General features: G+C 68.8%; 18 protein-coding genes. 15 read left to right on the forward strand and 3 right to left on the reverse strand.

Annotated features, from left to right (window positions below):
* Positions 1-11: 11 nt before the first annotated feature.
* Positions 12-389, reverse strand: coding sequence for a winged helix-turn-helix transcriptional regulator (locus AC07D6_RS24965; protein ID WP_315879924.1), 378 nt, complete (start codon positions 387-389; stop codon positions 12-14).
* A 175-nt stretch (positions 390-564) separates the two neighbouring features.
* Between AC07D6_RS24965 and AC07D6_RS24970 the strand changes: the two genes are divergently transcribed.
* The 3 genes from AC07D6_RS24970 (at position 565) to AC07D6_RS24980 (ending at position 5,539) form a co-directional block, all read left to right on the forward strand.
* The gene (locus AC07D6_RS24970; RefSeq protein ID WP_315879900.1) at positions 565-1,431 is read left to right on the forward strand and encodes an NAD(P)-dependent oxidoreductase; all 867 of its coding nucleotides are present in this window, start codon (positions 565-567) and stop codon (positions 1,429-1,431) included.
* A 42-nt stretch (positions 1,432-1,473) separates the two neighbouring features.
* Positions 1,474-2,253: an alpha/beta fold hydrolase gene (locus AC07D6_RS24975; RefSeq protein ID WP_479047802.1), complete on the forward strand. Its 780-nt coding sequence runs from the start codon at positions 1,474-1,476 to the stop codon at positions 2,251-2,253.
* A gap of 1,792 nt (positions 2,254-4,045) precedes the next feature.
* Positions 4,046-5,539, forward strand: coding sequence for a hypothetical protein (locus AC07D6_RS24980; protein ID WP_479047803.1), 1,494 nt, complete (start codon positions 4,046-4,048; stop codon positions 5,537-5,539).
* A gap of 568 nt (positions 5,540-6,107) precedes the next feature.
* Here the strand turns inward: AC07D6_RS24980 and AC07D6_RS24985 are convergent.
* Both AC07D6_RS24985 and AC07D6_RS24990 read right to left on the reverse strand, forming a co-directional pair.
* A complete protein-coding gene (locus AC07D6_RS24985) occupies positions 6,108-6,797 on the reverse strand; it encodes an HAD family hydrolase (RefSeq protein ID WP_479047806.1) in 690 nt (229 codons plus the stop codon).
* Complete coding sequence (locus tag AC07D6_RS24990) at positions 6,787-7,653, reverse strand: winged helix-turn-helix domain-containing protein (protein ID WP_479047808.1); 867 nt, start codon at positions 7,651-7,653, stop codon at positions 6,787-6,789. Before AC07D6_RS24990 ends, AC07D6_RS24985 begins: the two co-directional genes overlap by 11 nt.
* 522 nt (positions 7,654-8,175) lie before the next feature.
* Between AC07D6_RS24990 and AC07D6_RS24995 the strand changes: the two genes are divergently transcribed.
* The 12 genes from AC07D6_RS24995 (at position 8,176) to AC07D6_RS25050 (ending at position 12,786) form a co-directional block, all read left to right on the forward strand.
* Entirely contained in the window at positions 8,176-8,565 is a 390-nt protein-coding gene (locus AC07D6_RS24995; protein ID WP_479047810.1) for an HIT family protein, read from the forward strand.
* Positions 8,562-9,062 (forward strand): nucleoside 2-deoxyribosyltransferase domain-containing protein, encoded by a 501-nt coding sequence (locus AC07D6_RS25000; protein ID WP_479047812.1) that lies wholly within the window; start codon positions 8,562-8,564, stop codon positions 9,060-9,062. Before AC07D6_RS24995 ends, AC07D6_RS25000 begins: the two co-directional genes overlap by 4 nt.
* 84 nt (positions 9,063-9,146) lie before the next feature.
* Positions 9,147-9,371 carry a hypothetical protein gene (locus AC07D6_RS25005; protein ID WP_479047813.1) on the forward strand — a complete coding sequence of 75 codons (225 nt, stop codon included), beginning with the start codon at positions 9,147-9,149 and terminating at the stop codon, positions 9,369-9,371.
* Between the two features lie 90 nt (positions 9,372-9,461).
* Entirely contained in the window at positions 9,462-9,731 is a 270-nt protein-coding gene (locus tag AC07D6_RS25010) for a DUF6284 family protein (RefSeq protein WP_479047815.1), read from the forward strand.
* Positions 9,728-10,009: a hypothetical protein gene (locus AC07D6_RS25015; RefSeq protein ID WP_479047817.1), complete on the forward strand. Its 282-nt coding sequence runs from the start codon at positions 9,728-9,730 to the stop codon at positions 10,007-10,009. The genes AC07D6_RS25010 and AC07D6_RS25015 overlap by 4 nt, the downstream gene beginning before the upstream one ends.
* Positions 10,009-10,257 carry a hypothetical protein gene (locus AC07D6_RS25020; protein WP_479047818.1) on the forward strand — a complete coding sequence of 83 codons (249 nt, stop codon included), beginning with the start codon at positions 10,009-10,011 and terminating at the stop codon, positions 10,255-10,257. The genes AC07D6_RS25015 and AC07D6_RS25020 overlap by 1 nt, the downstream gene beginning before the upstream one ends.
* Positions 10,254-11,390, forward strand: coding sequence for a hypothetical protein (locus AC07D6_RS25025; RefSeq protein WP_479047821.1), 1,137 nt, complete (start codon positions 10,254-10,256; stop codon positions 11,388-11,390). The genes AC07D6_RS25020 and AC07D6_RS25025 overlap by 4 nt, the downstream gene beginning before the upstream one ends.
* Positions 11,387-11,722: an RRQRL motif-containing zinc-binding protein gene (locus AC07D6_RS25030; RefSeq protein WP_479047824.1), complete on the forward strand. Its 336-nt coding sequence runs from the start codon at positions 11,387-11,389 to the stop codon at positions 11,720-11,722. Before AC07D6_RS25025 ends, AC07D6_RS25030 begins: the two co-directional genes overlap by 4 nt.
* Positions 11,719-12,033, forward strand: a complete 315-nt coding sequence (locus AC07D6_RS25035) for a hypothetical protein (RefSeq protein WP_479047827.1) — start codon at positions 11,719-11,721, stop codon at positions 12,031-12,033. Before AC07D6_RS25030 ends, AC07D6_RS25035 begins: the two co-directional genes overlap by 4 nt.
* Position 12,034: 1 nt before the next feature.
* The gene (locus tag AC07D6_RS25040; protein ID WP_479047830.1) at positions 12,035-12,226 is read left to right on the forward strand and encodes a hypothetical protein; all 192 of its coding nucleotides are present in this window, start codon (positions 12,035-12,037) and stop codon (positions 12,224-12,226) included.
* Between the two features lie 85 nt (positions 12,227-12,311).
* Positions 12,312-12,503: a hypothetical protein gene (locus tag AC07D6_RS25045; RefSeq protein ID WP_479047832.1), complete on the forward strand. Its 192-nt coding sequence runs from the start codon at positions 12,312-12,314 to the stop codon at positions 12,501-12,503.
* A gap of 25 nt (positions 12,504-12,528) precedes the next feature.
* Positions 12,529-12,786, forward strand: coding sequence for a hypothetical protein (locus AC07D6_RS25050; RefSeq protein WP_479047834.1), 258 nt, complete (start codon positions 12,529-12,531; stop codon positions 12,784-12,786).
* Positions 12,787-12,876 lie beyond the last annotated feature (90 nt).

Consider the following 12,876-nt stretch of genomic DNA (forward strand, 5'->3'; position numbering starts at 1 on the left):
TCGGCTCTCCCTCACCGGCCCGTCGCGGCGGCGCCGTCGACCAGGACCCTCCCGGCCCCGATCCGCCGCATGCGTTCGGTGCCCCACTCCCCCAGCGGGGCCAGGGCGGCGTTGAGCGAGACGCCGTCCTCCGTCAGGGAGTACTCGACCTTCGGCGGCACCTGGTGGTACACCTCGCGGTGGACGAGGCCGTCCTCCTCCATCTCCCGCAGGTGCTGGATCAGCATCTTCTCGCTGACGCCCGGCAGGCCGCGCCGCAACTCGGCGAACCGACGGGTGCCGTGCTGGTGCAACTCCCAGAGGATCAGCGACTTCCACTTCCCGGCGACGACGTCCATCGCCGCGTCGATGCCGCAGAAGTAGGGTCCACGCCGCGCCGATGCGCCCATCCGCTCCTCCAAGGAACCCTCGCCGAAGGGCACTCGCCCGCAGGTACCCGCCACGGGCACTGGCCCACTGGTACTTACCCGCAGGTGCGTACCCCACTAATTAGTCCGTACTGGTCAACTCTACCGGCGGCAGAGAGGATCGAAACGAAGGACGAACCCGAGGGGGAGTACCGAAATGACGAAGGACAACAGTGTCCAGGTGAGCGTTCTCGGTCTGGGAGCGATGGGCAGCGCCCTGGCGGAGGCCCTGGTGAAGGGCGGCCACGCGACCACGGTCTGGAACCGCACACCGGGGAAGGCGGACGGCCTCGTCGCGCAGGGTGCGACGGCCGCCGACACGGCGGGGGACGCCGTCCGGGCCGGTCGGTTGGTGATCGCGTGCCTGCTGGACCACGCGTCGGTCCACGAGGTGCTCGACCCGCTCTCCGGTGAGCTGGCCGGACGCACCCTGATCAACCTGACCACGACGTCGCCGGCCCAGTCGCGGGAACTGGCCGCGTGGGCCGCCGACGCCGGGATCGCGTACCTGGACGGCGGCATCATGGCCGTACCGCACATGATCGGCCGGCCCGGGGCGTCGATCCTCTACAGCGGATCGGCCGACGTCTTCCACCAGTACGAGCCGCTGCTCGGCCTGTGGGGGGCGAGCACCTACTTCGGCGAGGACGCCGGCCTGGCCTCCCTGTACGACCTCGCCCTGCTCGCGGGCATGTACGTCATGTTCGCCGGTTTCCTGCACGGCGCCGCCATGGTCGCGCCGGCCGGTGTGACGGCACGCGAGTTCGCTTCCATGGCCGCCCCGTGGCTGACCGCCATGACGGGTGAGTTCGAGGGGTTCGCCACCGTCGTCGACGGCGGGGACTACACGGTCGAAGGACAGCAGAGCCTGGAGTTCTCCAGCCTCGACGACATCCTGGCCGCCAGTTCCGACCAGGGCATCAGCACCGAGGTGGTCGACATGGTCCAGCGGCTCATCCAGCGCCAGATCGACGCGGGCCGCGGAAAGGAGGGCTTCGCCCGGATCATCGAGAGCATCCGGTGAATTCGGTACCGCGGCCCCCCGTGCTCCCGTAGCGTCCGCCTGATGACGCTTGCCTACGACACGCTTGCCCACGACATGACGGGGGACGGGCCCGCCGTGGTGCTGCTGCACTCCTCGGTGTGCGACCGCCGCATGTGGGACCCGCAGTGGCCGGTCCTCGCCGACGCCGGATACCGGGTCGTCCGGTGCGACTTCCGGGGGTACGGCGGGTCCCCGGTGGCGGACCGCCCGTACAGCGACGCCGCCGACGTCGCGGACCTCCTCGCACACCTGGGCGTCGAAAGCGCCGCGCTCATCGGCGCCTCGTACGGCGGCGCGGTCGCCCTCGAACTGGCGGCGACCCGCCCGGACACCGTCACGGGCCTGGCCCTCCTCTGCTCGGGGATGCCCGGACACGTGCCCGGTGCCGCGCTGCGCTCCTTCGACGAGCGGGAGGAGGCCCTGTTCGAGGCGGGCGACATCGCGGGGGCCGTCGAACTGAACGTGGAGACGTGGCTGGGTCCGGAGGCCGACGACGAGACCCGGGAACGGGTGCGCCGCATGCAGGGGCACGCGTTCGAGGTCCAGGCCGCCGCGGAGGAGGACTTCGCCCCCTCCGCGGCACGGGTCGACCTCTCCCGGATCACGGCCCCCTGCCTGGTCGTCTCGGGCGCCCACGACCTGCCGGACTTCCGCGAGATCGCCGCCACCCTCGCACGGCGCGTCCCCGGCGCCCGCCACCTCGAACTCCCCTGGGCGGGCCACCTCCCCAGCCTGGAGCGCCCCGCCCAGACCACCGCCCTGCTCACCGGCTTCCTCGGGGAGACGACCACCGCCCACTGAGCCGGCCCACCCACGGCTCCCCACCCCCACCCCACGAGAAAGCCCGGGCCAGAAAAATCTGACCCGGGCTTCCGACTGACCCGCCTCCGGCATCCGAACCCGGGACCACGCACGACGAACACCGGCAGGACCACGTCGAGCGGCGATCGGCAACCGCCCTCGGTCCGGTGTTCCCGGCCGATCACCAACCCCTCCTCGGCGCCGTGACGCCCGGCCCAGGAGGTACCGATCGGTCCGCTCACGCACCGTTCGCGCGATCACACCCTTTCCCGGCGGCTCGCACCGCGCGACGGGCTCGATTCGTGCGAAGTGCCCGTTCCCGGCCGAGGACTCGCTCGACCGGAACGCCCACCAGGCGGTTCCCCTTACGACCTCGGACTCCAACAACCTCACGTTCCCCTCGACCGACGCCGGACGAATCGCTGCCCGCGTCCAAGGTGAGGAGGTGCAGCCAGGCCCTCAGGTCACCGGCGAGCACGCCCACCACCTGCTCGCCGCCCTGGAGTACGCCACCGACTGGCCCTCGTGCGGTCGGTTGTCGGCGAAAGGGCGAACGAGCTCAGCCTTCCAGCCGCTGTTGGACATCCCCGTCGACCCGATCGGACCCGCGGCCACCAGCGACGCGACGCTTGCCCGGCCATCCAGACCAAGCGGCGGCGCACCGCCCGCAAGATCGGAAAGGCCGCCGTCAAGACGGTCTACGGCGCCGTCAGCTCACTCAAGGCATTGACGCGGAACGTCTGCTCGCCCCTGCAGGCATGGGCCACCGGAACGGACTGAACACCCCGACACAGAACAGCAAGAGGAGCAAAAGACCCAGAACAGAACTTCTCGGCTTCTCGGCGCGGAACGGCCACTGGCCGACAACCTCAGATCCACCCATTGCGATACATGGACCCCAGGTGTCCGACGAGACCGGATCGCAGAAGCCCAGAAAAAAGAAACCCCAGGTCAGAAGCTTGACCTGGGGTTCATCATGGAGCCGCCTTCGGGATTCGAACCCGAGACCTACGCATTACGAGTTGTCCGACCTCGTTCCGCCAGCATCCACGAAGGTCCGCCCTCTCGGCAAAACAGCAGCTCACGCCGCATCTCGTACGGTGCCGGATGTCGACGGACGGCTACATACGACCCGCCTTCTGAGACCACGACTGAGACCGTCTGACGCCTGCGCCTTCCGGCTCTGCGGCCCGCGGTCGCACGATGCCTACGGCGCCACCGCCTGCCACGGCCCGGCGCTCCTCAACGGTCACCCTCAGCTCTGCCGGCGTCGGCCAGGGGGCAGCACCATGAGCTTGGGAATCACTGGTGCCTACGGCCGCTTTGGGGCTGTGACCTGCTGAAACGGCTGTCATCGACGTAGGGTCGCACCCCTGCACGAAACCGCTGTTGACCGCTGTTCTCCGCCCCACCTGGTGCACTTCTGGTGCGGCCGTGGTGCGCACACCACGGCCGCACCTTCTGATCCGTAGCTCTACAGACATCGGTCAGCGGAGGTCATAGAGGGCACCGTTCGGCTCCTGGGAATGGCTGTCGATCATGAGCGGTTGCGGAGGTCGCTGTACTTCGTTGCTGTACCACTGGCTGCGAGGAGCACGTAGCGCTGCGGTCGCATCGAACTTTTGATCCATTTTGATGGCGTCCTCAGACCATTGTCAGTGGCGGGCCGTAGCATCACTTGATGGTGACCCTGTGGCACGCAGATGCTTGCAGCAGACGCGTGCTGTACAGCCGGGGCCAGCCAGGAGAAAATACGCAGGGGCGGGCAGTCTAACGAAAGCAGGGGGAAGTCATGGCACGCGTCTCCGAGTACTACAGGTTGGGGCGAACCCAGGGCACGCTTGATTTTGTAGACGTGGACACCGTAAATGACATTCGAGTATACGTAGATCCTGGGTTGATCCGGTATCTTGAGGACGACTGGGGCAAGCAATGCCTCAAAATGCTCGAAACCTTCTTCGATAGCGTGCTTGATTCCGTTCGCTCGAACGATAAGCGGCGAACGGTTTACCTGCTTAGCCAACTTCGGGAACCCAATGAGACGCACCTGGGCATCTCGCGTGGTCCGAGTGCAGGCAGGGGTTTCGGAAGCAAAATGGGGGCCGCGTTCGCGCAGAAGCTTGCGGAAAGTGAAGCTGCGAAAACTGGGCTAATCCAAGACCTCGAAGATACAGCGTTCTTTATCGACGGTGTCGACATGGACATCGTCTCCGACGTTACGACAAATATTATCCGCGGCCCTCTCATCACCTACACCCAGCAGATGGCGGAACTCTTCGACATCCCTCTGGAGGAGGGTGTCGTGAGCGGACCGGTTTGGAACCCCAACACCTTGGAGTGGGAGAACGGCTTTACGGAACTGCCGACCCCCGATGGAAATAAGTTGCTCCTGGTGCCCAAGATGATCGTACGCCGCTCCATGCATATGTCCCGCAGCGAGTACTATCGGAACCATCTGGTGCCAGTGCTCCAAGAAGAGGAGGCTAAGGCCGCCCTTAGGGGTCTCGCGGATACAGTTCGTTCCCGCGGCAGGGTCATTGTCACCAAAAAGCAGATCAAGCAGAAGTACGGCAGCACAAAGCCTGACGTCACACGCGAAACACTTAAGCGGCCATCCGTGTATGAGCACTACCGGGCCATTAAGAGGGAAGTGGCCCCCCAGCCACTGTCCCACAGGGAACTGTCTGACACGGCAGACACACCAATGCCCGACTACGAGCAGCTACTGCAAGCAGTTCTAGACGTTCCGCCCGGCAAGCCGGATGCAACGCGCTACCACGATGCCGTCGAAGCCCTGCTGACTGCGATCTTCTACCCCTCACTCTCTATGTCGGACAAGGAGAGTGAGATCCATGATGGGCGCAAGCGGATCGACATCACATACACAAATACCGCGAGGGACGGATTCTTCCGGTACCTGACTCGGCATAGGATTCAAAGTCGGTATGTGTTTGTCGAGTGCAAGAACTACGGCAAAGACGTCGCTAACCCGGAGCTTGATCAACTCTCCTCTCGGTTTTCAACGCTCCGTGGCCAGTTCGGTATCCTTTCTTGCCGCTCATTCAAAGACAAGGACCTCTTCCTGCGCCGCTGCCGCGACACTGCCAGGGACGGGCGTGGTTACGTCGTTGCTCTCGATGACGAGGACCTCAAAAGGCTTGTAGCAGACGTCTTGGCCGCCGTGAAACCTGCCCCCGTCGACCTGGATGGTGCCGAACCTGAGCCAATCCGTCGTGTGTCTGACTATCCGCTGCTCCATGAACGGCTCAAGCAATTGCATGGTTAAGTCGTCGCCCTCCAACACCCACCACTTAACCCAGCTTCCATCCCGTCCGCCGTCGACCCACACTCCGTGGAGCGGGCGCGGTGCCGGGCGTCTAGGTGGAGCGCCCAACTGGACGAACGACCTGGACGCCCGGTGCCGTGTCTGCTCGGCTCTGCCTGGGTCGACGGTGGACGGGATGGAAGCTTCCCCGCGCACGCCCCTACGGACCCGCGGCCGGAAGCGGCGCCCCCTCCATCCCGGTGCCGGCCGGTCCCCCGCCGGAGGCATCGTCTTGACCGTGGGCCGCGCTATGCGGTGCTCGACTCATGGGCCGTAATTCGTTGCGGCCCCAGGGGTCGGCCCCTGCGCCGAAGGCGTGTGGGGGGCCGGGCCCCAGGGGCCAGCCCGCGCCTTGCGCGGGCACTTGAGCAAGTAGGGGAAGAAAGTTCTACCGTCCTCGGCGGCGACGGTTTTCAAGACCGGTCGACAACCAAGGTCACCCAGCCTTGCGACCTCGCCTTTCTCTCATTCGGGCCCTCCGAGACGGGCCTCTTTGGCCACAGGTTGGCCAGAGAGGCCCGCTCACGGCTTAGGAGGAGCCCAGAGCTTCGGCCACTGCGGTCATGGCGGTTACGACCACATCAGCGCCCGCATCGCCCAGGGAGCGCTCTTTGCCGGGCTTGTTGGCGAAGCCGATAGAGCGTCCGCCGGTCGCCTTGGTGGCCTCTACGTCTGTCACCGAGTCCCCGATGAGTGTGCAGTCGTGTGGGTGCGTCTCCAGTTCGCTGGAGGCCAGTAGCAGCGAGTGAGGGTCAGGCTTCATCGCGTCCGGCCAGTACGGGGCTCGTCCAACAACTGCATCTACCAGGTGACGGAGTCCGTGGAGCATCAGGAAGGCCCGGACGCACGCCGTCGAGTTGTTGCTGACGATGGCGATCTTCCGGCCAGAGGCATGGGCCGCTTCGAGTGCGGCCACAGCGCCCGGGATGGGCGGGCCCGCCAACCGGACGGCTGTCACCTCAGCTTTGGTCAGCTCTTCCTCGATCGCCCGCAGGGCGGGTTCTCCGCCCTGCGGGGCAAGGCGGAGGACTTCCATTGGGTCGTCGGTGCCGTGCGCCTTGCTTCCTAGGGTCGCGTCATACCCCGCCAAAGTCTCCGCGAGGTGGCGCGCGACATCGGGAGCCGGGCGCCCCGCGAATACATCGCAGATGGGCCCGTCGAAGTCGAAGAGGACTGCTCGGGTGGCTCCGAGAACTTCCGAGAGGGTGCTACTTCCCATTCGGGTCAAAGTCCCTTCCGATCGTCTCCCACACACTGTCGAACCACATGCGCGCCTGGCTCACTTGCTGGGCGCCGCTGGACGACTCACCCTCGTTCAGTGAGTAGTGGAACAAGGTGGCATCAGCGCCCACGAGGTCATAGATCTCTATGGTTTCGCCCTGGGTGACGACCTTGTTCGGCCGGATCGGGTAGTACCCGAAGAAGGCGTCCTCTTGGTTGATCACGTAGAGCTTGAAGAACTGCGTTCCGCTGTGGACGCGCACGCTGACCTTCGCCTCACTGACCAGCCCGAGCACGCTGAGTTCGTGCATCGTGTTGGAGATGCTTCGGGTGAAGCTGACCATCATGTCGTGCATGCGGGCCCGAAGCCGCGGGTCGTCACTTCCGTCCTCGCGCCGGACAGGTGCGGCTTGAGGCACTGACATGTCCGGAACCAAAATCCGGATGTTGATGGTCGACGGGGTCAGGCGTCCGATCCGAATCTTGTCGATCGGCTCCTGAAGCGCCCCGTGCAGCGTCTCGCTGGAGAACCCCGCGAAGTCGATCGATACGTTCTGTCGCGCGAACGCCTGCTCGACGTACGGCCGCAGCCCTGCCGGCCGCTCGGTGCGGTTCCGTACGTATACGCCGCTCCCCTTGCGGGAGACGATCAGCCCTTCGTCCTCCAGCTCGCGAAGGGCGCGTTGGATCGTGGCGCGGGCGAACCCATATGCCTCCGTGAGCTCCTTCTGTGACGGGATCTTGTCGCCGGGGCCCAGCTTCCGGGTGCGGATGGCGGCGCTCAAACTGCTCGCCACCTGCTCGTACGGCGGCCGGTCGTCGTCCGGATCCAGGGGTTCAGGCGTGAACGTCATGCCGTCGATGCTACGGCCTCCCCTGCCGATTAGGGCAGTCAACATAGCCAGGTGTTGACATGGCTAGCCAGGATGGCTACGTTATTCCCATCCGAGCCAGGCTAGCCAGGTTGGTCAGGTCGATTCGGTGAGCTCTGCCAGAAAGACGCCATCAGTGCTCGGTGAGTCCCGTCTCGACGGGAGCCCCAGGGTTACCGCGCTCATCGAGTAGCTGCCGGTCATTGAAAACTCAACAGAGGATGTTTCAGGCATCTGCGACAAGCTGTAGGCCCTGCCGCGCGAGCAGCAAGCACCTTCTCCAGGGCCGCCCTTGCGGGGCGGCCAAGTGATCCGTGCGCGTGGTGAGACAAGGGCAAAGATCGCGGGCCCCTCTGGGGCCGTAGAACGCTTCGCCACCCCGCAGCTCCTGGCTGCGGGCCGGTTGCCTCCTCCGCCTGTCCGGGCCCCTTTGCGAGGGGTGTCCGTACGGGCGGGGTTGAGGGGAGCCGGACGGCCCGTTCCCGATTCCGTAGGAGTCCGTCAATGACCTGCGTCTTTTGTTCCATCGTTGCCGGGGAGGCCCCGGCAACGATCGTCCGTGAGTGGGATGACGCCATCGCGATCCTGCCCCGTGCCGATGAACACGGTCGGCGCGGCTGCACCCCCGGCCACGTCATGGTCCTGCCGCGCGTTCATGTGGAGGACGCCGGTACCGACCCGGAGGTCACCGCCGCGGTGATGCGCCGCGCCGCTGAGCTGATGGCCAAGCTCCCCGCCGCGAACCTGATCACCTCGAAGGGCGCCGAGGCCACTCAGAGTGTCTTCCACCTTCACGTTCACCTGCTGCCTCGCCGGGCTGACGACGACCTGCCCCTGCCGTGGACCCCGCAGCACGCGGCCCGCGCCTCCGCCGGGAAGGGAGCGCGCCGGTGACCATCAACCTGATCATGGCTCGTGAACCCCTCCCGGCCGGGCCGTCGGTGTTCCTTGCCGGCCCCACCCCGGACAAGAGGGCACCGGTCCCGTCCTGGCGGCCCGACGCCATCCGCGCCTTAGCCGAGCAGTGGAACGGCGACCAGCCGCTGAACATCCTGAGCCCGGAGTCCCGCCACGGCCAGCGCGCGAAGCGCTACGAGGACCAGGTCGACTGGGAGACCAACGCCCGCGGCCGTGCCACGGCGATCCTTTTCTGGATCCCCCGCGATCTGCGTGCCCTTCCCGGGATGACGACCAACGTGGAATTTGGCCTGGACGTCACGACGGGCCGGGCGGTCCTCGGCTGCCCGCCGGATTGCCCCAACCCGGAACGCAACAGGTACCTGATCTACGTGGCTCGTCGTCATGGCGTACCGGTGTGCACCACCTTGACCGACACGGTGGCCGCGGCCCTCGCGGTGGTCGCCGCCCAGAGCACCCGTTCCTCCTCCTGAACGGCTGCCCGTGGCTCCGGACTCGCTTCCGGGGCCGCTGGGAGCCGGGACAGCCCCGAGCCCACCACACCCCAGGAGATCCGCATGAGTGCCGCCCGTCACTTCTTCCGCCGCTCCGAAGTCTTGTCCGACGAGCAGGTCGCCGCCGACATCACGGCCGACATCAAGTCCTCCCGCAAGGCCGAGCGCGAGCTGAAGGCCGCCGGTCAGCACCGTCTGGCCGAGGACATGCGCCGCGCCACCGACGAGTACCTGGACGAGTACACCGACCTGAAGTCGGGCCGCTGGTCCCCCAAGCACGCCCGCTGACCCCACACCCCAAAACGGCGCGCGGCCCCGGTGTCCTACCACCGGGGCCGCTGTTCGGGCCGTTCCACCTGCGAAAGGAACCACGACCCAATGGAGCACATCGTCACTGTTCAGGACGCCGTTACCGCGTTCGCTCCGTGGATGGAGCCGACGGCCGTCGAGCTGGACGCGATCGAGCGCGAGATGCCGGTGATCCTGGCGGACGTCGAGCTGCTGGACGCGTACATCGTCACCCTCGACCGCACGCCGAGCGAGCTGGACGAGCGCCGCATCCGCCGGGCCCGGCGCCGTGCGCTGGCCGCCCGGGTCGCGCTGATCAACCACGCCGCCGAGACAGGCCTTCACGGGGGTGCCGCGTGAGTGCCGCCGAACTGCGCATCCTGCTGGAAGCCGTGCGGGAGGCGATCGCCATCCCGTACGCCGCGACCGTGGGCGACGACCAGGCCCGTGCCCGCGTTCTCACCGAGCGCGTGACGCACGCGCAGATCGCCCTCACCAACGTCCTCGACCGCGGGGACGACCCCGGGTGGTCCGCGGACTACCTGCGAGCCCGCCTCGTCGAGCACCCCACCACCGGCTACCGCCACTGGAACACGGCCAGCACGCGGGTCGGCCGGCGGATCGGGGGTGGCGCGTGATGAGGACCCTCTACCGCCGCCTGGCGCTGGCCGCGCACCACCTGGCCACCAGCGGCGAGACGCTGGTCTACCTGGCCGTCGCCGCTCTGGTCGCCGTCGCCTCCCGGCTCCTGGTCGTGGCGGTCGTGGTCGGGGCGCTCGCTCTGGTGCTGCTCGCGGCGCTGGCCACCGTGTCCCCGGCCCCGGCCGGCGCTTCGCAGGGCTGCCCGCTGTGCACCCGCACCACACGGAAGGGCGCGGGCCGGTGAGCGACTACCGTGCAGAGCGCCGGCGGGATGCCGCGGCTGCCGCCCGGCAGCGCCGGCAGGACGCCGTGGCCGCCGAGGAGCTGCGGGCCGCCCGGCAGCGGGAGGCCGACGAACGCGCCGCCCGACTGCGTGAGCAGCGGCGCGTCGAAGCCGAGCAGCGCCGCCAGGACAAGGCGCGGCGCCGTGCTGAGCGGGCCGCCCGGCGGGCGCAGTCCCTGACGGCCGGGAACGTCTACCGGACCGGGACGCTGGCTCTGGTCGGTGCGTCCGCGGCTGCCGCTCTCCCGGCGCAGGTGATGCACTTCGTCGGTATCTCCCCGATGCTGCTGCCGCTCCCTCTCGCGATTGAGGGGGCGGCGTGGGTGATGGCGGCCGGGGTCGCGCACGCCGACGAACGCGGGCTCCCGGGGTGGGTGCGGTGGCTGCTGCGCGCCCTGGTCGCCGCCGCCGCCGCGTTCGCCGCCGCCATCAACTGGAGCTACGGCCGCCACATCGAGGGCCTGTCCGAGGCTGACGCGACCGTGGCCGGCGCCGGGCTCGCCGCTGTGTCGCTGCTCGGGCCGCTGGTCTTCGAGGTCCGCCAGTGGGTGTCGACCCTGTCGGCCGCGACCGGGGAGGGCGACGAGCGGGAGCTCCGCCGGCACGCCCGGCGCCGGCGCCGGGATCACCGCAAGGTCGCCCGGCTCGCGGACCGGCTGATCTCCGCCGCCCCGTTCGGCAAGCTGTCCGCCGAGGACGCGTGGGCGCGTGCGTGGGAGATCGTGCACGGCGCCGCCGAGCCCGGGATGACGCCGGACCTGCACCGCCGTGCGGTCCGCTCCACCACGGCGCTGGCCGCCGCCCGCCGGCCCAGTGCCGCCGAACTGCGCGAGCGCATCACCGCCGGACTGCGACCCCCGGAGTGGGTGCTTCCCACCGGCGCCGACGTGGTGCCGATCCGGCGCACATCACCGCAGGTCGCGAACCAAATGCCCCCCGCTTCCGACGCGCCGAAGAAGGCGCCGCGCAAGCGCTCGGCTCCGCCCCGTCGGCGCAAGGGCGACACCCCCCGCTACAGCACCGCCGCACGGGTCGCAGCCGCCGACACCGCCCGCCGCACCACCGTCACCGCACTGGTCGGGAACGCCCGATGAACACCATCCCCACCTACCGTTGGCGCCTGGCCCCGGACGGGCTGGCCACCCGCCGCCAACTGCGCGCCCGCGGACTGCGGCCGGGCGGCCAGCCGGTGGCCGCCCAGCTCGAACGGCCGCGCCGGCGGAGCGGCCCGCTGGTCGCCTACCTCTACCGCGTCGACCTCGCCCGGCCCGTCCGTCCGATGACGCCCGGCCGCGCCGCCGCCCTTCAGCGCGCCATGGCGGCGCGGCGCCTCTGCCCGCAGTGCCGGCGGGATGCCGGGTACTGCATCCCCCGGTCGCTCGGCATGTGCGTGCCCTGCGCCTACCCCAACGAGGAGACCCCGTGATCCCCCAGCCCCATCCCGTCGACCACGCGGCCATCGAAGCCGCCGCTGCCGCGCAGCAGTCCGAGACCTACGCCCTGGTCCTCGCCGCCGTCCAGGCCGCCCAGCACGCCCAGCAGCCGGCGCCGGCACCCGTCTGCCAGCACGCCCCGCACTCGACCGTCCACCCCGGCCGGTGGCTGGCACTGGGAGTGGGCGGCTCGTTCCTGGCCGTCTCGCTCGCCGTGTCGGTCATCGCCGTCGCGGTCTCCGCCGTGGCTCTGGTCGTGGCGCTGCTGGTCCTGCGCTCCGTGTGGCAGAGCGGGAGGGCCTGAGATGTCCTTCCAGGCTGGCGACAAGGTTTTGATCATCTCCTGCGAGGACGACCCCCGCGCGGTCGGCAGGACCGGCCGCGTCCTGGACGAAGTCCCGCCCGGCCCGCTCACCAACGGCCGCTGGACCGTGGACCGGATCGCCTTCTGGATCGCCCCGGTCCTCGCCCACACCCACGAGTTGCGGCGTATCTGACGGCTGCCCCTCGCCGCCTGCCCCACGCGGCCGGGCGGCGGGAGGGAGCCGGACCGTCCGGCCCCGCCACAGAGAAGGGGTCTGCATGACCCGCAAGCAGCAGCTCGCCGCGCTCGCCGTCGCCACCGGGCGGGACATGGTCCGCATCGGCGCCGAGCACGGCATCACCAGCGACATCGCCCAGCACGCCGCCCACCTCGCGGACGTGGCGGCCGACGCGGCCGAGGCCGCCGGGTGCACGGCCGCCGACTACGCCCGCGCCCGCTCCACCCACTGACCACCCACCCCACGAAGGAGCCTCTATGACCCGTCGACAGTCGATCATGCGGGAGGTCGCGGCCAGGCAACTCGGCCAGCGCAGCGCCGACCGACGCCTCCGCGCCCTCCGTGACGCCATCGACCGCGTGCGTACCCTCCACGCCCCCATCGAGCACGACGGGGGCACCATCTGCGGCCACTGCACCGGCCACGCCGGCGGCGGCGCCCCGGTCGCCCACCCCTGCCCGACCATCACCGCCCTGGACACCGACCCCACCGAGTCGGCCGACCAGCAGCAGTAGCCATGCCCCGGGGCGGCCGTCACCCGGCCAAGGATCGTCGGCCGCCCCGGGCCTTATCCGCCTGCCCCGAAGGGCAGGCAGGAGGGTTCC

The sequence above is a fragment of the Streptomyces sp. NPDC045287 genome (assembly GCF_056432325.1).